Origin of the sequence: Streptomyces sp. YIM 130001 (assembly GCF_003574445.1) — a bacterium.
Taxonomy (GTDB): domain Bacteria; phylum Actinomycetota; class Actinomycetes; order Streptomycetales; family Streptomycetaceae; genus Streptomyces.
On record NZ_KZ984553.1, the window covers coordinates 90,061 to 113,722 of the forward strand.

Below are 23,662 nucleotides of genomic sequence, written 5' to 3' on the forward strand. Positions count from 1 at the left end.
CGGTGGGGACAGGGATACGGGGCGCGCTCACCCCTTGGTTGCGCCCGAGGTCAGGCCGGCCACCAGGTACTTCTGTCCGATCACGGCGGCCAGGAGTACGGGCACGGTGATGAGCGTGGTGGCGGCCATCAGGCCGCCCCAGTCGGTGCTCGCGTAGGAGATGAAGTTGAAGAGGGTGACCGGCACGGTCTGGGTGCTCTCGTCGGCGAAGACCAGGGCGAACATGAAGTTGTTCCAGCTGAAGACGAAGGCGAGGAGCGAGGCGGTCGCGGTGCCGGGTGCCGCGAGCGGCAGCGAGATCCGCCAGAACGCTCCGAACGCGCTCAACCCGTCGGTCCGTGCGGCCTCTTCGAGTTCCACGGGCAGGCCCGCGAAGAAGCCGATCATGATCCAGAGGATGAGCGGCACGGAGACGAACATATGGCTCAGGACGAGCACGGTGTACGAGCCGACCAGGCCCATCTGTGCGAACAGGTAGTACCAGGGCACGAGGAGCGAGATCGCCGGGACGATCCGAGCGACGAGGATGACCGATCCGGTGCGGTGCATGCCGAACCGGCCCACGGCCCAGGCGGCCGGCACCGCGATGACGGCCGACAGAGCCGTCGAAATCACTCCCACGAGCAGCGAGTTGCCCATCGAGCGGACGATCTGCCCGGCCTCGATCACGGACCGGAAGTTGTCGAGGGTCGGCCGGAACCAGAGCCCCACGGACGGGTCGGTCACCTGGACGTTCGTCTTGAAGGCGGCGGCGATCATCCACACGAGGGGCAGCGCGAAGACCAGCGATACGAAGGTGATGGCGGCGCCGCGCACCAGCGAGCGGATCCGGCGCCTGCGGAGCGCCGCGGTCCGGGCGGCCGACGCGGGTGCGGTGGTGACGGTGGCACTCATGCGTTCTTCCTTCCGCCCCTGCGACGCAGCACGACCACGACGCCGACGATGAAGAGGGTGAACAGGACCAGGACGGCCGCGGCGAGTCCGTACTCCTGGTAGTCGAAGGTGAGTCCGTAGGCGTAGACGTTGAGGGTCTCGACCTCGAAGTCGGAACCGCCGCCGGGCCCCTTGGCGGCGTAGAGGATGTCGAAGGTCTTCAGGGCGTCGACGGCGCGCAGTACCAGGGCGGTGGCGAGCGTGGGGCCGAGCATCGGCAGGATCACGAACCGGAAGCGCTGCCACGCTCCGGCGCCGTCCATCAGGGCGGCCTCCTCCGGCTCCTCGGGCAGCGTGGTGAGGCCGGCGAGCAGCAGCAGGGTCATCATCGGGGTCCACTGCCATACGTCGATCAGCATCAGGGTGGGCAGTGACTGGCTGACCGATCCGAGGAACTCCTGCGGGGGCAGTCCGATTCCGGTGAGCAGGTGGTTGGCGATGCCGTTCGTCGGGTCGAGGATCAGGAGCCAGAGGATGCCGATCGCGACCGGTGTGGTCAGCAGCGGGATGATCAGGACGGTCCGCACCCAGCGCATGCCGCGGAAGGGCTTGCGCATCAGCATCGCCAGGGCGAGGCCGAGCACGGTCTCCAGGATCACCGCGCCGACGGTGAACACGACGGTGCGCTGGACGGCGGGCCAGAAGCGGCGGCTGTCGCCGAGCGCGTCGGTGAAGTTGCGCAGGCCCACGTGTTCCTTGCCGGCGTTCACCGCACCGAAGGCGTCGGTGAGGCTGAGGTCGGCGGTGAAGACCAGCGGGAAGACGATCATCAGGCCGACGAACAGCAGGGCGGGAGCCAACATGGCCCATTTGAGGCGGCGGTTGGCCTGCTCGAAGGTCCGTGGGCGCCGGGTGCCGACGGGTGGGCCGGAGGCCGTGCGGGCGACGGTTCGGGCCGGGGCGGCGGCCTCGTTGGTCGGCATCAGGACTCCTTGTGGCGGTTGTCGCGGACCAGGAACTCGGCGAACTCGGCGTCCGCGTCGCGGGCGACGGGCCCCACTCGCTCGCCGAGAATGCCCGCGACCAGCGGCCGGCCGACGATGTCCCTGGCCCGGCCGACCTGCAGGACCTGCGGACGGTCGTGGCCGAGACCGCGTTCGGCATTGATCCGCATGGCTCGGGCGAGGTCCTGGGGGAAGGACTTGAGCGTCTCCGGATCGGCCCAGACGGAGGTACGGGCGCCGGGGATGCCAGCGGACTGCAGGGTGGTGGACATCCGCGGTCCCGCCGCCCACCTGATGAATTCCCAGGCGTCGTCGCGCAGTCGGGAGAACGTGTTGATGCCGAGGCTCCAGGACGGGATGTTGTGCGGCTTGGCCCCGGCGGGTCCGGCGGGGAACGGCGCGAAGCCGATCTTCTTCTGCACCGTCGACACCTTGGGATCGAGAAAGCTGCTGTATACGGCGTCGGCGTCCACGTAGAACGCCGCCTTGCCCTGGGCGAAGACCGGCATCGCCTGTTCCAGGCTCATGTTGGTGGCGCCGGGCGGGCCGGTCCGCTCCAGCAGACCGCCGTAGTACTGGTACGCGGCGAGTGCCTCGGGACTGCCGATCCCCGACCGCCCGTTCACGACGAAGTCGCCGCCGTACGAGTAGAGGAAGCTCGACCACTGGGATACGGCGCCGCTGCGCTGACCGCGGCCGACGAAGCCGTAGAGGCCCTTGTGGCGTCCGTGCAGTTCCTCGGCCGCGTCCCGCAGGGCGTCAAGGGTGCGGGGCGGTCCGCCGAGATCCGCCACCAGGTCCTTGCGGTAGTAGAGCACCGGCCGTTCGGTGACTACGGGGACGCTGAGCACCCGGCCGTCCGTCACGGAGGCGTCGCGGGGCGCCTTCTGGAAGTCCGCCCAGTCGAAGCGGCGGTCGCCCTTCACCCGGTCACTGAGGTCGGCGAGCCAGCCGTTGTGGGCGAAGAGGAGTTGCTCCTGGAGAGCGCGGACCATCATCACGTCGACGTCGGTGCCGGAGGCGTTGAGTTTGACGTTGTAGCTGCTGGCGAGCTGGTCGGCGGTGAGCAGGGTCATCGACACCCGCCGGCCGATGCGCTCCTCGAACTCCTCGAGCCGGCTCCGGATCGCCTGGGACCACACGTGGTTGATGGCCATGATCCGCAGTGGAGTGTCGGCGCCTGTCCGGCCCGGGGAGCCGCCCGGTGCCGAACATGCGCCGAGTGCGCCCGTACCGACGGCCGCCGCTGCTCCTGCGGTCAGTCTTCCGAAGGCGCGCCGGCTGAGGAGGTGGCTGCTCGTGGACATCCGTGGCCTCGTCTCTGTGCGCTGTCGTCGTACCGCGTGGTCCAACTGGTAGGACCAGTTGAACCAGATGGGACGTTAACATCGGATGTCCTTGCCGAACAGCCCTGTTACCCGACCGAGTCCGGACGGGCCGGCGCCGGGAAGGTGCTACGCACTCCCCCGCCGGTTCTCCGCGTCACCGAGCAGTGCCTCGATGTGATTGCGGGCCATGACGTCCACCTGTACATCCAGGTCCGGTCCGTAGGTGCGCAGTCCGAGCATCAGATGCTCTCGCATCCGCGCACAGGCCAGTTCGACGTCACGCGCCTCGACGGCCTCGAAGATCTCGGGGTGGTGCGGTACGCCCTCCTCGCCGATCGCCGGGTCCGAGTTCGAACGCAGCATCATCTCGAACATCATCCCGCTGATCGACGAGAGCATGATCCGCAGCACCGGATTCCCGCTCGCCACCGCGATGGCGTCGTGGAAGTCCATGTCGGCCCGCGCCTTGACGACGACATCGGTCGCGGACTCCAGGGTGTCGCGTGCGGCGCGCATCACCGCGATGTCCTCGTCGGTCGCCCGCTGGGTGGCGAGGCGGACCGTCTCGATCTCCAACGGCAGCCGCGCCTCGATGAGTTGGCGCACCGTGGGCCGTCCGGCCCGGTACAGCGCGTCGTAGCCGCGCGCCTGCCCCGAGGTCTGCTCGCACACGAACGAGCCGCGGCCCGGGGCGACCTCGATCAAGTGCTGCGCCTCGAGCCGGCGCAGGACTTCCCGTACGACGTTGCGGCTGGCCCCGAACTGGGTGGCCAGTTCACGCTCCGAGGGCAGCTTGGTCCCCACCTCGATGGTTCCCGACCTGATGTCGTGCTCGAGGTCGCGCGCGATGCGCTCCGTCAGCAGACCGCGCTGACCTGGGCCGACGGCGGAACTCGACTGCGAGGGGGAGGTGGGCGGACGCATCCCCGCAGAGTACAGGCGACGCGATACGGCCTGCCGGCCGTGTCCCTGGAGGGACACGGCCGGCAGGCCGGGGTGATCAGGCCGGTCGCACGGACCGGACGGGCGAGGTGGCCGGTCCGGTCCGTGCGTCGGCCGCGCGCGTGGTGCTCAGCGCAGGTAGCGCCCGAACTCGGCCTTCGTGACCGGCGCACCGAGGTCGACCGGTGCGAAGGAGGTCGCGTTGTCCGTGGTCAGGCCGTCCGCGGACCCGCCGAGGGACCACACGGCACCCGCGGACTCGTTCTCCGCGACGGCGGCCGCGGCCAGGTCGCGGTGGCCGTCACCGTCGACGTCCTGGAGCGAGCAGGCCTCGCCGAACTTGTCGCCCTTCTCGGCGGCTCCGGGCACACCCGCGGTGTTCTGGTGCACGACCTTGCTGCCCTCGCCGACCACACCGTCGGCGCTGCCGTGCAGCAGAGCGACGGAGCCCGCGTCGGTGAGGCCGCTGAAGTCCTCGCCGGCGATGCCGACGGCGACGTCCGCGTGACCGTCGCCGGTCACGTCCTCCACGGCGATGCAGGATCCGACCCGGTCACCGGCCTCCTGCGCGCCGTAGAAGCCCGGCAGCGTCTGGTCGAAGGTCTGCGTGCGGTCGGCGTCGGGCCCGTCGGCGGAGCCGTGCACCACCTTGACCTCGCCGCCGCCCTTGCCGCTGCCGAGGACCACGTCGTCGTAGCCGTCGGCATCGATGTCACCGATGTCCACGGAGCTCTCGTCGCCGCTGTCGGCGAAGTTCTCGAGCGGGGCCGACACCTTGAAGCCCTTGGCGCCGCCGAGCAGCACGTGGTTGGCCCACACGCCGTCGCCGCTGTAGGTCCAGACAGCGATGTCATCGTGCTTGTCGCCGTTGACGTCACCGACGGCCTTGGGCAGGACGGGGCCGCTGATGGACTCCGGGCCGTCGACGCACGAGTCGGTGTCGGCGCAGGCCTCACCGTCGTCGTCGTAACCCCACCACTCGGACGGGTCGAGGAAGTCGAGCTTCTCGGTGGGCTTGCCGTCCCGCGAGATCGGCCCCTTGAAGAGGTTCGCGGACTGGGTGACCGGGTCGTCGCCCTCGACGTCGGCAGCGCCGAAGAGTGCCAGGTCGGCCTTGCCGTCGGCGTCGAAGTCGCCCACCTGCGGCGCGCGTTCGAAGCCGGGCAGAGCGGTGCCGCCGGTGAGGCCGTCGGCCGAGCCCCAGAGCACGACCGCGCCCGCTCCGCCGTCGGCGGTGCCGATCACCAGGTCGCTGAAGCCGTCACCGTCCAGGTCTCCCTTGGAGAAGGTCTCGCCGAAGCGCTCCTTGGCCGCGGCAGCGCCGGGCACGGAGGCCGTGGAGCGGCTCACCACGGTCTTGTTCCCCGGGTCGATGCCGTCCGCGGAGCCGTACGTCACGGCCACGTATCCCGCGCCGGCCTTGCCGGAGACGGTGCCGCCGGGGGCGCCCGAGACCAGGTCGGCGAAGCCGTCGCCGTTGAAGTCGTCCTTCGCGGCGGCCTTGCCCTCCGCGGCGCTCGCCTCGTCCGGTGCGAATGACCAGACGGTCAGTCCGCCGGCCACCAGGACCGCCGCCGCGAGCGGAGCTGCCGCACGCCGGCCGAGGCCGGCCCGTGCATGCCGGGCGCCGGGTCCTTCAGGGTGCTGTTTCACGCGATGTCCTTTGGTCGTAAAGCTCTGTACATCCAACCCCGTTCGCCCCAGTGGACGACTCGGGCACCAGGATGGTTGTACAGCCTCGGCATTCCAGTGGGCCCAAATCCGGTACGGCGACTCGGCCGTGGTAGCTACGTCCGGTCAAGTCCGCCGATGGTGTCGAATGACTCCGATCGACCGATTCCGCAGGTGCCGTGCGGCCGCCCCGCGAGCACGAGGGCGGCCGCACGGACTCGTCAGCCGGAGCCGAAGGACTGCCAGGTGCCTGCCAGGCCCTGCTGACCGACACCCCGCTTCGACCAGTCGCACACCCCGCCGCGGAAGATCTTCTTCAGTGCGGCGAACTGGCTGTCGGTGACCGGGACTTGGTAATCCGAGCGGTCCACCGGACGCTTCCGGCACACGACGATGTCGTTCGCCACGTCCGCCCCGGCGACCATCCTGGGCGAGGTCCACACCGGGTAGATGGTGTTGCACTCGGTGTTGTCGATGCCCTCCACCTGCGGTTCGGTGATCTTCTTCGGGTCGTCGCCGCGGGTCCAGCAGGCGTCGGTGAGGTCCGCCGGCTTGTTGCGGACGATCTTGTCGATGGGGGCTCCGTCACCGGAGTCGCCCTTGATACCGGTCAGCCAGGCGTCCATGTCGGCGAGCATCCCGGCCGTGGTGAAGCCCCTGCCGTCGTGGGTGATCATGACCTGGTTGGCATGGGTTCCGTTGGCCTTGTCCAGCCGTGCCCGGGTGGAGAAGGAGTGGAAGCGCATGTGGATGTCGCCGCCCGCGGCGTCGTCCGTGTAGTCGCGGTAGTCGATGATCGGCACGTCGGCCAGGCCTGCGCCGCCGTTGAGCATGCGGCCGGTGCGGTAGGCGGTGCGTACCGCCTTCGGGTCGGCGACGGTGCGCTCCGCGACAGGCTTGGCGTCGTCGTCGAACCCGCCGATGTTCCGGTTCAGGTCGATGAACTGGTCGACATCGATGGTCTTCTTGTTCAGCGCCTGAAGGCCGTACTGGATGCCGGTGTTGTCGAGCGGCCTGCGGGCCTTGCCGGTCTTCGGATCCTTGCCGTACGCGTTCACCGTGTGGCTGTAGACGTCGCAGCGGGCACCGTCGGGGTTGTCCTCGGGGTGATAGCGCTGCGCCTCGGGCAGCTGGTCGGGGCAGAACACCGTGGGGTCGATTCGGCCGCCGCCGTCACCGAGGTTGGCGATGCTCTCCCACTTGCCGAATCCGGAGATCGCCCGTTGCTGCTCCTTGGTCAGGGCGTCCGGCGCCGTCTGTGCGAAGTAGTGGTCGAGCAGCCGGGCGTCGCTGATCGTCTGGACCGTGCCGAAGCCGACGTCGGGGAAACTGCAGCCGGAGAGGATGCCGTCCAGCAGTCCGGGGTAATTGTCGGCGATCTGGTGGTTCTGGTACGAGCCCCCGGAGCAGCCGATACCGACGGTGAACTCCGGGCGGCCGTACGTCTCCACGTACCGCTCCTTGACCATGGCCATGGTCTCGGCGGCGAGCAGATCGTTGCAGTTGTTGCCGAACACGTTGAGCGTGGACGAGGCGACCGAGTAGCCCTTGCTGAGGTAGTCGTCCTTCATCACCCCGTCGGTGTTGCGGCCCTGGATGTACCAGCCGCTCGAGCAGCCGCCGCCGAATCCGTAGACGAGGCGCCCGTTCCAACCGGGTCCGCGCGTCACGGGCGCGGGGGCACCCGATGCGGGGTCGTGCAGGACCGCCGTCTCGTAGATGGCGCGGTTGATGGTGCCCGTCTCCACACGGACGATGTACGGCACCTCCTCGCCGGCGCTGGTCGTGGTGGTGGCGAGGTCGGCGGGGCGCTCGTCCTTGTCCGGCAGCGCCGCGAACTCTCCGCCCGTGGTGCGGTACATGTAGTCGATACGCGTCTTGACCGAGCAGTCCTTGTCGAGCGGCTTCCCGAGGGTGTCGCCGGTGACGGTCTTGAACTGCTCGGTGTCGCAGACGAACGGCTGCTCGTGCGGGCCGGAGAACACCGGTCCGGAGACCGGGTGGTTCACCAGGGTCAGCCGCCCGCCGGCCGCGCCGGGGGCGGAGGCGGTGAGCCTGTTCCGGCCGTCGTCCAGACCGTCCACGACACCGGTGAGCGAACCGTCGGCGGCCTCCTCGAAGCCGTCCGTCACGTCCCGGCCGTCGGCCAGGACCCGGACCTTGTCGGCCGATACGGACCCGGGCACGTCGACGCGGACGAGTGCGTCGCCGCCGGAGACCGCATCGGGCCGCGAGGACACGGAGGTCACCCGCAGCTCGGGCCGCTCCTGACTGCCTGCCGGGGTCGCCAGTGTGCCGACCAGTACGCCCATGAACGCCATGCCCGCCAGGCCCAGCCTGACCGGCCTCGCGGCACCTCTTCTTGACACGACGGAACTCGCCTCGCTCTCCGGAGTAGCGGTTCGTGCTCGGTGTGCGGACGCGACCCGCCGGGACGGACGCGTGCTGTCAACTGCCCCACATCTGCCACGCGTTGCTGCCGCTCCTCCCGGCCCACGGCCATGCCGCCCGTGGGCCGGGAGGAGGCGCCGCTTCAGCGTACGAGCCGACAGATCACCGGGGCAGGGACCGGAAGTACCGGTCGGCTCCCGGGCGGGGCCTGCTGAGCGAGGCGGCCCGGGCACGATCGCGCCGGCTCACCATTCGCGCAGTGCACCGTCCGGGCCACGCCAGACCGGGTTGCGCCAGCGGTGGCCGCGCTCGGCCGCACGGCGTACGGCGGCCTCGTCGATGTCGACGCCGAGGCCGGGCGCGGTGAGCCGCTCGATGTGTCCGTCCTGGAGGGCGAACGGGGCCGGGTCCACCAGGTAGTCGAGCAGGTCGCCGTCGACGTTGTAGTGGATGCCCAGGGACGACTCCTGTACCAGGGCGTTCGGGACGGACAGATCGAGTTGCAGACAGGCGGCGAGCGCGATCGGGCCGAGCGGGCAGTGCGGCGCCACCGTGACTCCGTACGTCTCGGCCGCGGCGGCGATCCGGCGGCATTCGGAGATGCCGCCGGCGTGCGAGAGGTCGGGCTGGGCGACGGCGATGCCGGAGGCGAGTACCTCGCGGAAGTCCCAGCGGGAGTAGAGGCGTTCACCGGTCGCGATCGGAATGGTGGTGGACGAGCAGATGCGCGGCAGCTCGAAGGAGAGCTCCGGCACGACGGGCTCCTCCACGAACATCGGCCGCAGCGGCTCCAGTTCGCGGCAGAGCGAACGCGCCGCGGCGGGCGAGAGCCGGCCGTGGAAGTCGACCGCGGTGCCGCCGGGGCCGCCGAGCGCGTCGTTGACCACGCCCACCCGCTCGACCACACCGTCGAGTTCGGCCGCGGTGGGCAGGGCGCCGACCGCCGCGGTGGCGTTCATCTTGACCGCGGTGAAGCCTTGTTGACGGCGGGCGTGGGCCTGTTCGGCCGCCTGGTCCGGCTCGTCGCCCGCGATCCACGCGTACATCTGGACACGGTCGCGGACCGGGCCGCCGAACAGTTCGTGGACCGGCACCCCGCGTGCCTTTCCGGCGATGTCCCACAGGGCCTGGTCGATACCGGCCACCGCGCTCGACAGGACGGGCCCGCCGCGGTAGAAGCCGCCCTTGCTGAGCGTCTGCCAGTGGTCCTCGATACGCAGCGGGTCTGCACCCAGGAGGTGGTCGGAGAGTTCGTCGACCGCGGCGGCCACGGTGTGCGCCCGGCCCTCGACGACCGGCTCGCCCCAGCCGACGATGCCGTCGTCGGTCTCGATCCTGAGGAACAGCCAGCGCGGCGGAACCAGGAAGGTCTCCATGCGTACGATCTTCACCGGTCACTCCCGTGGTAGGCGGTCAACGTGTGAGCATCTGCGGCACTCGTGCCGTCCCGCGGCACGAGCGAGCCTGCATGCTGACAACGGTGTCACCACCCCCACCGCAGATCAACTCGCTTGTCACGGTCATTTCCTGCGGATTCCGCCCACCGGGCGACAGCCCTGCCGACGCCTCGCTCGTGGACGGGATGCAGCGCGTGGCCGGCCGCCCCACGCGCTGCATCCCGCCCCTCCCGCGAGTACGGCGGCGCACTGCCCGACCCGTCGCTCGCCCTCTCCGTCCCACGCCCGAGGTTCACCCCGTCACGCCGCGGCCCGCGCCGCCTCGAAGTACGCCGACGCCTCCTCGGCCCTGCGGACGGATGTCGAGTGGGGCGCGCTCGGGCTCGCGGAAGTGCAGCGGCTTCGGGAGGTATGACGTCCACCGACGCTTCCAGCCCTTCCCGCCCCCTCGTCTCCGCGGCCGAGCGGGCTGCGGACTGCGGGCTGCGGGCTGCGGGCTGCGGGCTGCGGGCTGCGGGCTGCGACTACCTGTCGGGGTGCAGCATCTGCCGCCGGTAGTCCCCCGGCGGAAGTCCGTAGGCGGCGCGGAAGGCCCGGCTGAACGCGGCCGCGTGCGCGAAACCCCAGCGGGCGGCGATCCGGTGCACCGGCGTAGCGCGCAGCGCGGAGTCGGTCAGGTCACGGCGCGTGCGCGCGAGGCGCTGTTCACGGATCCAGCGGGCGACAGTGGCCTCGCTGCCCGGAGTGTGCGCCTGGAAGATCCGGTGCAGATAGCTGACCGAGATGTGGTGCGCCTCCGCCACCGCGCGCGGGGTCAGGTCCGGGTCGTGCAGATTCCGGCGTATGAAGTCCATGATCCGCATCAGCAGGACACGTTGGCGGGTCTCGGGCTCCAACTCCCCTGCCGCGCCCTCGGTTTCGAGCAGGTGGGCCAGGTGTGCGTGCACCAGATCGAGCACGGTCGCCCCGAGCCGCGGCCCGTCGGAGGCCCGGTAGGTGTCGGCGTGGGTGATCAGCCTGGTGACGAGGCCGGCGAGCAGACCCCCGAACGCGTCGGCCCCCGCGAGGCGTTGCCCGAGCAGCCGTTCCACGCTGTGGGTGGGCAGCGGCAGCAGGTCCTTGGGCACGTGGACCGTCGCCGTGTGGAACGTGCCGAGTTCGTCGGGGGCGCGGCAGCCGAACGCGTTCAGGCGCGCCTCGTCGTGCACGTACAGGCTGCCGGGGCCGGAGGCGCTGGCGGTGCCGTCCCAGTCGGCGAGCAGGGTGCCCTCCAGCGGGACGAGCAGCTGGTACCCCTCGCCCTGCAGATCGCGGTTCCCGGACCGGCGGTTGATGTCCACGGGGGCGAACCTCAGGGACGCCACGTGCACCGGCCCGAGGGCCAGTTCGCGTTCCTCGGCGAAGAATCCGGGCTCTTCCGCTCGCCGGCCTGCGGGTTCCTGGACGTAGAAGCCGGACATCCGCTCGCCCATGCGGTCGCCCCAGCACTCGAACTGCTCGGCCGCGGGCAGTTCGTCGCTGCGGAATACGGTTGCGATCACCCGGTCAGCGTACGACGCGTCCCGGCGCAGGTAGCAGGGCTCGGCAGAAGAGGCGTGGACGCATCGTCAAGAGACAGTCGATTCTCGGTCAACGACAAGGCCTCGCCCCGGGTGGAAGAGTCTGAGAGGCGGGACGCAGCTGCGATTCCCGAGCCGGGGCGCCCGTCCCCTTCCGTGGTTCGAAGTGCGGACGAGGCCCCGGGAGACCGCACGCGGGTGCGCGCCGTCGGGGGAGACGCGCACCCGCGTGGGTTCCTCGCGTGAGGCTCGCGGCCCACGGAAATCCCGGTGCCGGTCCGGGAGTCGGTCCCGTACGCTCGCCGCCATGACCGACGCATCCGGCCTGCTGAACGTCATCGACGTCGTCGCCACTTGCCGGCAGGCGCAGCCGCCGCCGGGGTCGGTGAGCGAGATCATCGAGATCGGTCTCACGGTCGTCGATCCGGTGTCGCGGCGTCGCCTCTGACGGCACCGCATCCCGGTCCGGCCCGTACGGTCGGAAGTCAGCGCCTTCTGCACGGAACCGACCTCTCTGACGTCGCGCGAGGTGGGGCGGGGCGTGCTCTTCGGGGACGCCTGCCGGCAGTCGACCGACACATTCGGCGCCGGGGAGCGCCCGTGGGCGAGCTGGGGGACTAGGACCGGCTGCAGGTCCTACGGCAGGGCGGACCGGGTGGCGTATTCCGTTCGGACATCCGGCGGAGGCGCTGCACACGAACGCCGAGGCCGTATTCGCCGCGACGCGAGCGATGCGCCGGAGGCCGGGCACGGCCCAGGCACTGGACATCGCGGGCGGGCCTGCCGCTCGAGGGACGGCATCACAGCGGCGAGGACGATGCGTGGAACATCGCCACGCTGGTCATCGGGCTGGTGGAGCGCGACGCGTGGCCCTGCCGATCCGGTCCACGAGCGCCTGGTCCCAGCTGTGGACCGAGTCCGCACGCCCGCACGGCGCCCGCGGGCGCCGTACCGGCCCGCGCCTCGATGTCAGTGCCGGGATCCATACTCGTCCCCGTGTCACGGTCGTGGACGGCCGCGGGCAGGCGGACGGCGAGGCGGCCGGCCCGCCAGGACCGAGGAACGAGGAGGTCAGCGTGGCCGAGGTGCTGCTGTTCCATCATCTGTACGGACTGACGGACGGGGTACGGGAGTTCGCGGACCGGTTGCGCGGCGCCGGGCACACGGTGCACGTCCCGGATCTGTACGAGGGGCGGGTCTTCGACCGGTTCGAGGACGGTCTGGCCCACGCGGAGCTGACCGGTTTCGACACGCTCACCGCTCGCGGAGTGGCCGCGGCGGAGACGCTGCCCGCGAGGATCGTCCCGGCCGGGTTCTCGCTCGGTGTGCTGCCGGCCCAGACTCTGGCCCAGACACGGGCCGGTGTCCGGGGCGCGCTGTTCCTCGAATCCTGCCTGCCGTACGCGGAGTTGGGTCCCTGGCCGGCCGGCGTGCCGGTGCAGATCCATGGCGGACAGTCGGATCCGGTGTTCGCCGGTGAGGGGGACCTGGAAGCCGCGCGTGCGCTGGTGGCGGCGGTGCCGGAGGCGGAGTTGTTTCTGTATCCGGTCGACCGCCACCTGTTCACCGACTCCGGTCTTGCCTCTCATCATCCGGAGTCGGCGGACCTGGTCGCCGCGCGCGCCCTCGCCTTCCTCGACCGGCTCGCCGGGACGCCGTGATGCCGGCGATCGACCTGGACGAGGCGGCCACGGAGGTGCGGCGGCGACTTCCTGGCTGGGCCGCGGCCGGAATCGTCGCCGGCCCCGTGACCTGGCGGGACGCGAACGCGCCATGGCCACAGCCGCTGGAGACCGAACGCTCTCGGGCCGCCGACCCGGACTCCACCGGGATCATGCTCCACGGTCCGTCGAGCACCGAACTCCAGGTCGTCCTGTTCCGCGGCGGCTGGGCCGACGTCCTCTATCTGGCGTCACCCGAGGACGCGGGCGCGCTGCCGGCCTCCGGCATCGCCTCCGTCACGGACTTCGCCGCCAGGCTCGACGGCTGGGTCGCCCGGGCCTTCGGTGTCGCGTCGACTCCTGGGCCGCGCACCTCACCGGTGCGGGAGGGCGAGTACAGGGCCGCCGCCACGATCGCCTCCATAACCGCCTCCGAGATCGAGGATGCCCAGGTGGGCGGGGCATCGAGACTCGACGACCCGGTCGCGCTCCGGGAGTACGACCCTCGCTGGCCGGGCGTCTTCGAGCGGGAAGCCGTGTCGATCCGTGCGGCCCTGGCGGGCCTCGACCATCGGGTCGAACACGTCGGCTCGACCTCGGTGCCGGGTCTGCCCGCCAAGCCGATAGTCGACATCCTGCTCACCCTGCAGGACCCGGCCGACGAGCCGGATTACGTACCGGCCCTGGAGGCACTCGGCTACACGCTCGTCATCCGCGAACCCGACCGGTGCGCGCACCGCGTCCTGCGCAGACACGACCCCGGCCCGGCCGCCGAGCGGGCCGACCTGCATGTCCTGCCCGCCGGTTGCGAAGAGGCCGGCCGTATGACGCGGTTCCGTGACCGACTGCGGGCGCACCGCGGGGACCGCGTGCGCTACGCGGACACCAAGCACGCTCTGGCCGGGCGGAGCCGGGAGTACCTGCAGCACTACGCCGACGCCAAGTCGGAGGTGGTCGAGGACATCCTGCGCAGGGCGGAGTCGCCGTCGCCGTCGCCGTCGCCGGTGAACGAGTAGCGGGGGCGTTTCCGCGGGAGTGCCGGGGAGACCCGAGGGGATCCGTCCGGCGGGGAGCGCTGCCGCTTGCGGTGGAGGGCCCGGGCGACGACGTGGGCGGCGACGGCACCACCACCCGCAGCCGTAACGGAACACGGGTCCCGATACAGTGTGTCCAGTACCGCAGCACCGCAGCCCTCCAGCACGCCCACCCGTCTTCAGCCCGCCGACAAGGAGCCCGCACATGCCCACCTCCCCGCAGCCCGGCACCGTCCGCCCCGGCGGGCGCACCGCTCGCGTACGCGAAGCCGTCCTGCGGGCCGCGGGCGACGCCCTGGCCGAGAGCGGCTTCGCAGCGCTGGACCTCGCCGAGATCGCCCAGCGGGCCGGCGTCGGCAAGACCACCGTCTACCGCCGCTGGGGAACACCCGGCGCGCTCGCCGCCGACCTCCTCGACGACATGGCCGAACAGTCCCTGCCACGCGCAGACACCGGCGACGTGGCCCAAGACCTACGCGAGAACGCCCGGTTGGTCCAGCGAACCCTCACCGACGAACGCCAGGGCCGCCTCTTCAAGGCCCTGATCGCGGCCTCGTTGTGCAACGAGCCGGCGGCCGCCGCCCTGCACCGCTTCTACGCCACCCGCATCGACGCCTGGGCAGGCTGCGTCACCGACGCCGTCACGCGCGGCGAACTGCCTTCCGGCACCGACCCTCGACGCGTCATCGCAGCCGTCTCCGCGCCGCTCTATTACGCCCTGCTCAACACCGGCGAACCCCTCACCCAGGACTCCGCCGACCGCGCAGCCGCGGCAGCCCTGGCCGCCGCCCGAGCCGGCGTCGCCTGACCCACGCCCCACCCCGTCACTCCCCCGGACAGGCTTCTCTGACTAGAGTCAGAGAATGACTGACGCAGGGACCACCGGCCCGGCGGACGACACCGCACGCACGCCGCCGGACCGCGCGCGGCAAGACCTCGCGCCCCGGCACGGGACCCAGATCGACCGAGTACGGCACTTCAACCGCACCGTCACCGAACGCGTCGGCGCGCTGCACGATCACTACCTCGGCCGCGACCGCCCCGTCGGCGAGGCCCGGCTGCTCTGGGAGATCAGCGAGCAGCCCCAGGACGTGCGCCGGCTGCGCGGGCGCCTGGGCCTCGACTCGGGATACCTGAGCCGGCTGCTGCGCTCCCTGGAGTCCGCCGGCCTGATCACCGTCGACCAGCAGCCGCGCGACCGCCGGGTGCGCACGGTCCGGCTCACCGCGGCGGGCCGCGCCGAGCACGCCGTACTCGACGAGCGCAGCGACGAACTGGCCGGATCGCTCCTCCGCCCTCTCAACACAGGCCAGCGAGTCCGGCTCGTGGCCGCGATGGCCGAGGTGGACCGGCTCCTGACGGCCGCGACCGTGACCCTCGACGTCGTCGACCCGGACCACACGGACGCGCGGTGGTGTCTGGAGTCCTACTTCACGGAGTTGCAGGAGTCGTTCGACACCGGCTTCGAGCCCGGCCGCAGCCTGCTGCCCGATGCGGGCGAACTCCGGCCGCCGAAGGGCCTGTTCCTGGTCGCCCGGCTGCGCGGCGAGCCCGTCGGCTGCGCCGGGCTGAAGCTGCCGCCGCGCGCCCCGGCGGAGGTCAAGCGGATGTGGGTGGCGCCCGGCGCTCGGGGACTCGGCCTCGCGCGCCGCTTCCTCGCCGAGCTGGAATCACAGGCCGCGCGGCACGGACGCGACCTGCTCCGCCTGGACACCAACAAGGAGCTCGACAGCGCGATCGGCCTGTACCGCTCCTCCGGTTTCCGGGAGGTACCGGCTTTCAACGACGAGCCGTACGCCCATCACTGGTTCGAGAAGCGGATCACGGATCCGACCCCGCAGTGACGCACACCCCGGACACGCGCCGGAGCCCCCTCACGCCGGAACCACATCAGTCCACCGCTTCGCCCGTAGGTCCGCTGTCCTCGGACGTGCCGCCCGCCGGACCCAGCGACCGGCCCGCCCACTGTTCGACGTGCCAGCCTTCACCGGGTGAACCGGTGACGACGACGACACCGGTGTTCTGCAGTTCGTGCGTGGTCGCGAACTCCAGGTCGACATTCGCGGCGCGAGCCGCTGACCACATACGGATGGCCGCGCCGTGACTGACCATGGCCACCGTCGCCACCCCGGCGTGCGAGGCCTCCTCCACGACCGCGTCGAACCGGCCCAGAGCCTCCACGCCGCTCTCGCCGCCCGGCATCCGGAGCTCGGTGTCGCCCGCGGCCCAGGCGAAGGCGGTGGTCATGTACGTCTTGATCGCACCGTCGTCCCCGCGCATCTCCAGGTCGCCCGCGGCGAGCTCCCGGATGCCGTCCCGCACGCGCACCTCGAGTCCTGTCCGGACCGCCAGCGGTGCGGCGGTCAGCTGTGTCCGCACCAGGGTCGAGGCGTAGAGGGCCCCGATCCGTTCGTCCGCCAGTGCGGTCGGGAGCGCCTGGGCCTGCTGCTCTCCCAGCGGCGTAAGCCCTGGTCCAGGCACCGCTGTGTCCAGCAGGTGCTGGAGGTTGGACGGGGTCTGGCCGTGACGGATGAGCAGCAGGCGCATACGAGGGGGTCCTTCTGAGGAAGAGCGGTCCGGGAACCGGGGGGCGTGAACCTCCACTGTGGCACCTCGGCGCCGTGGACCGCGGCGCGCGCCGGCTCCCCGCCCCCGTCGGACGGGGAGCCGCGCCGCCGCCTTCCTACGCGCCGACGGGCTCGGCGGCCTTCTCCTCTGCCACGTCAGCGCGGACGGCGTCCTTCGGCCCTCGGAACGCGACGTAGAGGAAGAGAGCGCCCATGACGGCGACGCCCGCCCACATGGCCTGCTGCCAGCCGTCGACGAAGGACTGCTGGGCGGCGTGGACGAGGTCCTGCGCGTGCGAGCCCGTGCCGTCGGCGACCTCCACCGCGTTGGCGATGCCCTCCCGTGCGGTGTCCGCGGCACCCTCGGGGATGCCGTGCAACCGGTCGTCGATGGCGCTGCGGTAGCCGGCGGCCAGGAGCGCGCCGAGCATGGCGACACCGAGCGCGGTGCCGAACTCGCGGGTGACGTCGTTGAGCGCGGAGGCCACGCCCTGCTTCGCACGCGGCAGCGATCCGGTGATCGCCTCGGTCGAGGGCGTCATGGACAGGCCCATGCCGACGCCCATGGCGAGCATGCCCGGCAGGACGGTCGGGTAGCCGCCGTCGACCGAGACGAAGAGGGCCATGAGGGCAAGACCGGTCCCGGCCAGGGCGATGCCCGTGGCCATGGTCGAGTGGGAGCCGATCCGCGCGGCCAGCTTCGGAGCCAGGCCGGACGTCATCATCATCATGACGGCCATGGGCATCAGCGCGACGGTGGACAGCAGCCCCGACCAACCGAGCACGGCCTGGAAGAACGGGTAGAGCACCACGGCGATGCCGGCCTGGACACCGAAGACCACGAGCAACGTGACGGACCCGCCGGCCAGGCCCCGCTCACGGAACAGTCGTACGTCCAGGAGGGCCGCGTCCCGGCGGCGCAGCTCCCAGGCGACGAAGGCGACCGCCGCGATGACGCCTACGGTCAGGCCGGTCAGTGTGACGGGCGCGGTCCAGCCGCGCTCGGGGCCCTCCTGCAGGACGAAGATGAGGCCCACCACGGCGACCGTGGACACCAGCGCGCCGACGGTGTCGAACCCGTGGTCCGACCGCTCCCGGGAGTCGGGTACGGCTTTCAGGGTCAGGGCGAGCGCCGCGACGACCAGCACCACGGGCAGGACGAACAGCCCGCGCCAGTCCGCCACATCGACAAGAAGGGCGGAGAGGAACATGCCGATGATGCCGCCGCCCCCGGCGACACCGGTCCACACTCCGATCGCCTTCCCGCGCTGCTCGTCGGGAAAGGTGGAGGTGATGACGGCCAGGGTGATCGGCATGATCATCGCAGCGCCGACACCACTGCCCACGCGCGCGGCGATCATCACCTCCGCCGTCGGAGCCAGCCCCCCGGCCACGCTCGCGGCACCGAAGACGCCGAGCCCGGCGAGCAGCATGGGCTTGCGCCCCAGGCGGTCCCCCACGGCGCCGAGCGGCAGCAGCAGCGCGGCCAGGGCGAGGGTGTAGATGTTGATGATCCACAGGACGGTGCTCTGCGAGGCGTCGAACTCGACGGCCATGTGGGTCTGGGCGACGTTCAGGCTGGACACGGAGGCGACGACTGCCATCAGGGCGACGGAGACCGCGACCAGAATCGTGCGCAACTGACGCGCATCCGGCGCGCCCCCGCCGTCCGCTTCCGTGGCTGCCCCCTGTGCGGAGTGGTTGGTACTCATGGGTTCCTCTCGAAAAGCGCGTGCGGCGCCGGCTCCGGGGCGGATCCGGTGGTCGCCGGTGACGGGGCGCGAGCGGCCTGGCCGCCGCGCACATCAGGTCGGAAGTCGCCCGGTCACAGCCCGTACCCGGCGCTGGCGCGGGCCCCGGGCGTTCCGGACGATCTGAGACACGACGCTAACCTCGACTTGCACCTGAGGCATACCATGTTGCCTATGACGCAAGAAGATGAAGGGCTCGACGGCCTCGTACGCAAACGGATCCGCGCGCTGCGCGTCGCGCAGGGCTGGTCCCTGGACGAGCTGGCCACCCGCGCGAACCTCAGCCAGTCCTCGCTGAGCCGCATCGAGAACGGCCGGCGCCGCCTCGCACTCGACCAGCTCGTCACCCTCGCCCGCGCCCTGGACACGACGCTCGACCAACTCGTCGAGACCGCGGCGGACGACGTCGTCTCCAGCCCGATGATCGACGGCACGCACGGCGTGATGCGCTGGCCCGTGAAGGGCGACCCGGGCATGACCGTCATGCGTCAGCGGATGACGGAACCGCCGCCCGACAATCCCTCGCGCATGCGTGCCCATCCCGGCCGGGAGTGGCTCGTGGTGCTGTCCGGCACCGCGGTCCTGATGCTCGGCCACCGCCGCTTCCGCGTCGAGACCAACCAGGCCGCAGAGTTCCCCACGATGATGCCGCACGCCATCGGCGCCGAGGGCGGCCCGTGCGAGATCCTGGGCATCTTCGACCGCGACGCGCGCCGCGGCCACCAGCGCGACGACGGCGCCGACGACACGCAGGACAACGGCAGTTGACCGGCCGACGGCGCGGGCGGCGGTGCCGGTGATCCCGACACCCCCTGCACGGAGCCACACTTGGAGCCGGGCACACCGCAACGAGCAGGAGGAGACAAGATGCTGATCACCGGTGACCGGGTACTGGTCGGCTCGGGGACCTACCTCGAGGACGGTGCCGTACTCGTCGAGGGCGAGTCGATCGTCGCGGTCGGCCCGCGGGGGCAGCTCGCGGAGCGGACGCCGGAGGACGTTGCCCGGTTCGAGACGTCCGGGACGATCGTCCCGGGACTGATCGACGCCCATGTGCACCTCTGCTTCGACGGCGGGACGGACCCGGTCGCCACGCTCCGTGCAACCTCGGACGAGGCACTCCTCACCGACATGCGCGGTCGCGCGGAACAGCTCCTGCGCACGGGCGTCACCACGGTCCGCGACCTCGGCGACCGCCACGGCCTCGCCCTCCGCCTCGACGCGGAGATCGCGGCAGGCCGTGCGACGGGTCCTCGGATCGTCTCCGCAGGCACCCCCGTGACCACGGTCGGCGGCCACTGCCACTTCCTCGGTGGCGAGGTCTCGGGTGAAGCGGAGGTACGCCGTCTAGTGCGCGGCAATCTCGCGGCCGGCGCCCGGGTCATCAAGGCCATGGTCACGGGCGGCGGCCTGACGAAGGACGGTCCGCGGAGCTTCGAGAGCCAGTTCTCCGCCGAGGAACTCGATGCCCTGGTGGACGAAGCGCACCGGGCGGGCGTACCGGTGGCCGCGCACGCACACGGAGCGGACGGCATCGAGGCCGCCGTGGACGCCGGCGTGGACAGCATCGAGCACTGCACATGGATGACGGCCACAGGCTTCGAGCTCCGCAAAGACGTGCTGCGGCGGATCGTCGACCGGTCCGTCAAGGTCTGCCCGACGGTCAGCCCGCACTGGCCCATGCTGCCGAAGTTCTTCGGCGAGGAGCAGGCCGAGGCGATGACCGACCTGATCCGGCAGATGGCCGAGGCCGGCGTACCGCTCGTCGCCGGCACCGACGCCGGTGTCCAACGCGCGGGCTTCGACGGGCTGGTGACCGCGCTGGGCTTCTACGTCCACCTCGGACTGCCGAACAGCACGATCATCGACATGGCCACCTCCCGCGCGGCCGACGCACTGGGTCTCGCCGACACCACGGGCCGGCTCGCACCGGGATACCGCGCCGACCTCCTCGTGGTGGACGGCGACCCGATCGCGGATCTCAACGCCTTGAACGCGGTCACGGCGGTCTTCGCCTCAGGGCGCAGGCTCGAGGCAAGCTGAGCACCCCTAACCCGCCACCCCTCACAGCCAGTTGACCTACCGACGCCGAGCAGCCGTGCCCGCTGCTGCTTCAGAGCTGCGAACCCACGTCGCCCGCACGCGCCCAGTTCCTCACCAGGAAAGGGCACAACGTGACAAGCGCCGGTCGAACCTCCCCTGCCCCCACCGGGCGGCGCTGATCACGCAACCGGATACGTGCGCCCAGAACCTGCGCGCACGACCTGCGCGCACCGCTTGCGTGCACAACTGAAGCAGGATCGGCGGCATCCCCGATTCGTTCAAGGCACGCAGGGCGACCTGCCGCCCGGACGGACATGGCGCTCCGCGAACGCACCGAAGACGCGGCTGCCGGCTTCCGTGAGAGCGAACAACGCCCCGTAGACATCGTCGAGTTGACGATTCAGGCGGGTACGAAACACTCTTGACACTCCGTCAGGCGCGCGCCGCCGACGCAGGTGACCGGACGACCGGCGAACGCCAGCGCAATGGTGACGACCAGGGTGACCGTGAGAGGCGCTGTTGATTCGTGGGCGCCGATGAATTCTTCGCCCCGCTCTTGTCGTCCTCGATGCAGTTGCTGCCCGGGAACCTCGCATACGTTCCCGTGGTGACCGAGGACGGCCTGACGGCGGGAGCCCGCAAGGCGTTGGTCCGCGCGTGACTGCGCCGTGCCGTCCGTACGCGAGTCGAATCCTGCTCAACGAACTGAAGGGCCGGTCAACCGCCTTGCTCTGCAGTGCGGTTGTGCCCGCCGAGTGCAGTGACGGAGAGGAGTTTCAGATGGCAGCGCGCACGATACGGACCGGAGCGGTGGGCCTGGCGGCGGCAGCCGCCTTGGTCGCGGCGTCCTTCACCTCGTCAGCCGCGGCCGGCGGCGCCGGCGACCACCAGCAGACCCAGGCAGCCATGGACGCCGCCGTGGACAGCGGGGTGCCCGGCGTATCCGGACAGGTCAAGGACAACAACTCGATCTGGATGGGGACTTCGGGCGTAGGAGACGTGAAGACGGGCGAGCCGCGTTCGGGCGTCGACCGCTACCGCATCGGCAGCATGACCAAGACGTTCGTGGCGACAGTGCTGCTCCAGCTGGAGTCGGAAGGCAAGCTCGACCTCGACGACAAGGTCGACACATGGCTGCCCGGCGTGGTGGAGGGGAACGGCCACGACGGCCGGCAGATCACGGTGCGCCAACTGCTCAACCACACCAGCGGGATCTTCAGTTACACCGGAGATGCCGAGTTCCTGGACCTGAACTTCACCGAGAAGTTCCTCGAGCACCGCTACGACACCTACACACCCCAGCAGTTGGTCGACATGGCGATGCGTCACGAGCCGACCTTCGAGCCGGGCGCCGGCTGGAGCTACTCGAACACGAACTACGTACTGGCCGGAATGATCATCGAGAAGGTGTCGGGCCACTCGTACGAGACCGAGATCGAACGGCGCATCATCGGACCGCTCGACCTCACCGCCACCTCCGTGCCGCGCACAGGCACTTCGCTGCCGGAGCCGAGCTCCCGCGCGTACTCCAAGCTCTCCCTAGCCCCCCAGCCGACGGACCCGACGCACGACATCACGGAACTCAATCCGTCGGTCGCGGGAGCGGCGGGAGCGATCATCTCCGACTCCGGCGATCTGAACCGCTTCTACTCGGCCCTGTTCGGCGGGAAGTTGCTGCCGGCCGCACAACTCGAGGCGATGAAGACCACCGTCCCAGTCGAAGGTGCCCCGTTCCAGGCCTACGGCCTCGGCCTGATGAAGTCCGACCTGTCGTGCGGTACTTCGGTGTGGGGGCACGGCGGCAACATCCAAGGCTCCGCGTCCCAGGCCGTGGCCACGGCGGACGGCAAGCACGCGCTCGCCTTCAACTTCAACGGCGACTGGGCCGGCGACAGTCAGGCCGTCATCGAGGCGGAGTACTGCCCACAGTGAACGCAAGCCGGCGGGCCCAGGTTTCCACCGGTGCCCGCCGGCGCCCCCACGGCACCACCGCGTGTTCAGGCTTTCTCGACGAGAAGAACGAAGTCGTCCGTGTTGGGCTTGTTCGGAAAGTCCCAGCTGCCGGAGAACTCCTGCTCCTACCTGCCGAGTTCCTCGAAAAAGCCGAGCCGACAGTTATTGAGCCGACCCCCTCGAGAATCCACAGAAACAGCCCGCTGACCCTCAGGACATAGACCAGAGCGGCACCGTAAGCAACCGTTCCGCCTATTCGCATGATGCGCGGCAGCGATCGCCATGGGCGAACAGTGCCCTCTCGTTCCCGCCATTCCACGCCACCTCGGCCTTGCCCGCCCCCTCCCCCACCGTCGCCTGCCCTGCAGTCTCGGCGGCTCTCAGTTCGGCCGGGGCCGCCCCACCCGGGCTCCAGGGGCGAGCTGGGCACCTCGTCTCCGTCCAGCTCAGACAGTCGCCGACAAACAGTCGCCGCCAAAGGTCCCACCCGACGAGGACCTTTGCCGGATCGCTTCGCGCCGCGGAACCCGCTATGTTTCTTGTGCGACGAGAAATCGCCTCACACGTTGAGGTAGATCTTGCCGTACGGTCACCGCACGGTGATCGGCAAGGGAAAGTAGTACCAGCGTCAGGCGTGCCCGCCCGGCCCGCCCGAAAAGACGCGCGGGCGAACCCAGTGAATAAATTCCTGGGTTCCCGGTACCGCTATCCCATCAGACAGCTCCGTTTCCGGGAATCCAGTCCCTCCCGAATCGGAGTTTTCTTATGTCTGACATCGAGCGCAACAAGCAGGTCGTCGTGGACTACTACCAGACCGCTTTCGGCGGCGATCCGGAGCGGGCCGTCGCCGACCACTTCGGACCGGTCTACGTCCAGCACAACCCGGACGCGGAGGACGGCCCCGAAGCATTCGTCGGCTTCGTGCGGTGGCTTCGCAGCGAGTACCCGGAGCTGAAGCTCGACATCAAGCGTGTCATCGCCGAGGGCGACATGGTCGCCACCCACTCCCACCTGGATCTCGAGCCGAACAACCCGGACAACCCCGGCCGCGCCCTGGCGGACTACTTCCGCCTGGAGAACGGCAAGGTCGTCGAGCACTGGGACGTCATCCAGGACGTGCCCGTCGAGGCCGCCAACTCCAACGGGATGTTCTGATGGAGACAAGTCCCGCTGCGTCGAGCCCTGTTGAGGTCGTGCGACGCCAGTACCTGGCAGCAGCCACCGGCGATCTCGACGCCTGGCGCGAGGTCGTGGCCGACGACGTCGAGTGGACCGAGACGGCGGGTTTCCCGCTCGCCGGTACTTACCGAACTCCGGACGGAGTGATCGCCGGAGTCTTCGACCGGCTCGCCGCGGCTTGGGACGGCTGGACCACCCACTGCCTTTCTCTTGGGGTGGATCAGCGAGGGCGTTCAGGAAGCGCGATGACTGTCGAGCTCAGCGGTGTGCGCCCGCTACCGCCTAGGTGTGCGACACGTGTCGCACGTA

At 70.5% G+C, this 23,662-nt stretch carries 19 protein-coding genes and 2 pseudogenes; 11 read left to right on the forward strand and 10 right to left on the reverse strand.

All coding sequences use genetic code 11. The features are described from left to right. Positions 1–27: 27 nt before the first annotated feature. From DSC45_RS12335 to DSC45_RS12370, 8 genes are all read right to left on the reverse strand, one after another. Positions 28–894 (reverse strand): carbohydrate ABC transporter permease, encoded by an 867-nt coding sequence (locus tag DSC45_RS12335; protein ID WP_119290134.1) that lies wholly within the window; start codon positions 892–894, stop codon positions 28–30. Continuing rightward, positions 891–1,856 carry a carbohydrate ABC transporter permease gene (locus tag DSC45_RS12340; RefSeq protein ID WP_119290135.1) on the reverse strand — a complete coding sequence of 322 codons (966 nt, stop codon included), beginning with the start codon at positions 1,854–1,856 and terminating at the stop codon, positions 891–893. Before DSC45_RS12340 ends, DSC45_RS12335 begins: the two co-directional genes overlap by 4 nt. Further along, positions 1,856–3,184: an ABC transporter substrate-binding protein gene (locus DSC45_RS12345; RefSeq protein WP_119290137.1), complete on the reverse strand. Its 1,329-nt coding sequence runs from the start codon at positions 3,182–3,184 to the stop codon at positions 1,856–1,858. The genes DSC45_RS12340 and DSC45_RS12345 overlap by 1 nt, the downstream gene beginning before the upstream one ends. Before the next feature lie 147 nt (positions 3,185–3,331). Further along, positions 3,332–4,129, reverse strand: coding sequence for a FadR/GntR family transcriptional regulator (locus DSC45_RS12350; RefSeq protein ID WP_119290139.1), 798 nt, complete (start codon positions 4,127–4,129; stop codon positions 3,332–3,334). Between the two features lie 147 nt (positions 4,130–4,276). After that, positions 4,277–5,800 carry an FG-GAP repeat domain-containing protein gene (locus DSC45_RS12355; RefSeq protein ID WP_119290141.1) on the reverse strand — a complete coding sequence of 508 codons (1,524 nt, stop codon included), beginning with the start codon at positions 5,798–5,800 and terminating at the stop codon, positions 4,277–4,279. Between the two features lie 239 nt (positions 5,801–6,039). Next, a complete protein-coding gene (locus DSC45_RS12360) occupies positions 6,040–8,187 on the reverse strand; it encodes a DUF6351 family protein (protein ID WP_240434596.1) in 2,148 nt (715 codons plus the stop codon). A 267-nt stretch (positions 8,188–8,454) separates the two neighbouring features. Continuing rightward, positions 8,455–9,600 (reverse strand): galactonate dehydratase, encoded by a 1,146-nt coding sequence (gene dgoD, locus DSC45_RS12365; protein ID WP_119290143.1) that lies wholly within the window; start codon positions 9,598–9,600, stop codon positions 8,455–8,457. 530 nt (positions 9,601–10,130) lie between these two features. Further along, the gene (locus DSC45_RS12370) at positions 10,131–11,147 is read right to left on the reverse strand and encodes an AraC family transcriptional regulator (RefSeq protein WP_119290145.1); all 1,017 of its coding nucleotides are present in this window, start codon (positions 11,145–11,147) and stop codon (positions 10,131–10,133) included. A 325-nt stretch (positions 11,148–11,472) separates the two neighbouring features. Between DSC45_RS12370 and DSC45_RS12375 the strand changes: the two are divergent. The 5 genes and pseudogenes from DSC45_RS12375 to DSC45_RS12400 form a co-directional block, all read left to right on the forward strand. After that, positions 11,473–12,038: pseudogene (locus DSC45_RS12375) on the forward strand (3'-5' exonuclease); the annotation flags it as partial. A gap of 203 nt (positions 12,039–12,241) precedes the next feature. Next, complete coding sequence (locus DSC45_RS12380) at positions 12,242–12,826, forward strand: dienelactone hydrolase family protein (protein WP_119290147.1); 585 nt, start codon at positions 12,242–12,244, stop codon at positions 12,824–12,826. Further along, positions 12,826–13,842, forward strand: a complete 1,017-nt coding sequence (locus tag DSC45_RS36300; protein WP_240434597.1) for a GrpB family protein — start codon at positions 12,826–12,828, stop codon at positions 13,840–13,842. The genes DSC45_RS12380 and DSC45_RS36300 overlap by 1 nt, the downstream gene beginning before the upstream one ends. Positions 13,843–14,065: 223 nt before the next feature. After that, positions 14,066–14,668 carry a TetR/AcrR family transcriptional regulator gene (locus DSC45_RS12395; protein WP_119290148.1) on the forward strand — a complete coding sequence of 201 codons (603 nt, stop codon included), beginning with the start codon at positions 14,066–14,068 and terminating at the stop codon, positions 14,666–14,668. A 55-nt stretch (positions 14,669–14,723) separates the two neighbouring features. Continuing rightward, entirely contained in the window at positions 14,724–15,704 is a 981-nt protein-coding gene (locus DSC45_RS12400; RefSeq protein ID WP_119290150.1) for a helix-turn-helix domain-containing GNAT family N-acetyltransferase, read from the forward strand. A 46-nt stretch (positions 15,705–15,750) separates the two neighbouring features. On the opposite strand, the gene DSC45_RS12405 is transcribed toward DSC45_RS12400, so the two are convergent. Further along, on the reverse strand, positions 15,751–16,407 hold the full coding sequence (locus tag DSC45_RS12405) for a histidine phosphatase family protein (protein WP_119290152.1): 657 nt from the start codon (positions 16,405–16,407) through the stop codon (positions 15,751–15,753). Between the two features lie 136 nt (positions 16,408–16,543). Further along, positions 16,544–18,139, reverse strand: coding sequence for an MFS transporter (locus DSC45_RS12410; RefSeq protein WP_119290154.1), 1,596 nt, complete (start codon positions 18,137–18,139; stop codon positions 16,544–16,546). A 213-nt stretch (positions 18,140–18,352) separates the two neighbouring features. Here DSC45_RS12410 and DSC45_RS12415 point away from each other — a divergent pair, with 213 nt between their 5' ends. The 6 genes and pseudogenes from DSC45_RS12415 to DSC45_RS36310 all read left to right on the forward strand — a co-directional run. After that, a complete protein-coding gene (locus tag DSC45_RS12415; protein WP_205571312.1) occupies positions 18,353–18,946 on the forward strand; it encodes a helix-turn-helix domain-containing protein in 594 nt (197 codons plus the stop codon). A 99-nt stretch (positions 18,947–19,045) separates the two neighbouring features. Continuing rightward, complete coding sequence (locus tag DSC45_RS12420) at positions 19,046–20,221, forward strand: amidohydrolase family protein (protein WP_119290158.1); 1,176 nt, start codon at positions 19,046–19,048, stop codon at positions 20,219–20,221. Between the two features lie 526 nt (positions 20,222–20,747). Continuing rightward, positions 20,748–20,882, forward strand: a complete 135-nt coding sequence (locus tag DSC45_RS36810) for a hypothetical protein (RefSeq protein WP_276145456.1) — start codon at positions 20,748–20,750, stop codon at positions 20,880–20,882. A 119-nt stretch (positions 20,883–21,001) separates the two neighbouring features. Continuing rightward, a complete protein-coding gene (locus DSC45_RS12430; RefSeq protein ID WP_119290160.1) occupies positions 21,002–22,153 on the forward strand; it encodes a serine hydrolase domain-containing protein in 1,152 nt (383 codons plus the stop codon). Between the two features lie 786 nt (positions 22,154–22,939). Further along, complete coding sequence (locus DSC45_RS12435; protein ID WP_119290162.1) at positions 22,940–23,329, forward strand: nuclear transport factor 2 family protein; 390 nt, start codon at positions 22,940–22,942, stop codon at positions 23,327–23,329. Further along, positions 23,329–23,553: pseudogene (locus DSC45_RS36310) on the forward strand (nuclear transport factor 2 family protein); the annotation flags it as partial. The gene DSC45_RS12435 and the pseudogene DSC45_RS36310, both read left to right, overlap by 1 nt. Between the last annotated feature and the right edge of the window lie 109 nt (positions 23,554–23,662).

Coding starts and splice junctions, on each gene's coding strand:
- DSC45_RS36300 (WP_240434597.1), top strand. CDS start 12,826: ATGCCGGCGATCGACCTGGACGAGGCGGCCACGGAGGTGCGGCGGCGA.
- DSC45_RS12345 (WP_119290137.1), bottom strand. CDS start 3,184: ATGTCCACGAGCAGCCACCTCCTCAGCCGGCGCGCCTTCGGAAGACTG.
- DSC45_RS12400 (WP_119290150.1), top strand. CDS start 14,724: ATGACTGACGCAGGGACCACCGGCCCGGCGGACGACACCGCACGCACG.
- DSC45_RS12405 (WP_119290152.1), bottom strand. CDS start 16,407: ATGCGCCTGCTGCTCATCCGTCACGGCCAGACCCCGTCCAACCTCCAG.
- DSC45_RS12335 (WP_119290134.1), bottom strand. CDS start 894: ATGAGTGCCACCGTCACCACCGCACCCGCGTCGGCCGCCCGGACCGCG.
- DSC45_RS12395 (WP_119290148.1), top strand. CDS start 14,066: ATGCCCACCTCCCCGCAGCCCGGCACCGTCCGCCCCGGCGGGCGCACC.
- DSC45_RS12435 (WP_119290162.1), top strand. CDS start 22,940: ATGTCTGACATCGAGCGCAACAAGCAGGTCGTCGTGGACTACTACCAG.
- DSC45_RS12415 (WP_205571312.1), top strand. CDS start 18,353: ATGACGCAAGAAGATGAAGGGCTCGACGGCCTCGTACGCAAACGGATC.
- DSC45_RS12340 (WP_119290135.1), bottom strand. CDS start 1,856: ATGCCGACCAACGAGGCCGCCGCCCCGGCCCGAACCGTCGCCCGCACG.
- DSC45_RS12410 (WP_119290154.1), bottom strand. CDS start 18,139: ATGAGTACCAACCACTCCGCACAGGGGGCAGCCACGGAAGCGGACGGC.
- DSC45_RS12430 (WP_119290160.1), top strand. CDS start 21,002: ATGGCAGCGCGCACGATACGGACCGGAGCGGTGGGCCTGGCGGCGGCA.
- DSC45_RS12350 (WP_119290139.1), bottom strand. CDS start 4,129: ATGCGTCCGCCCACCTCCCCCTCGCAGTCGAGTTCCGCCGTCGGCCCA.
- DSC45_RS12420 (WP_119290158.1), top strand. CDS start 19,046: ATGCTGATCACCGGTGACCGGGTACTGGTCGGCTCGGGGACCTACCTC.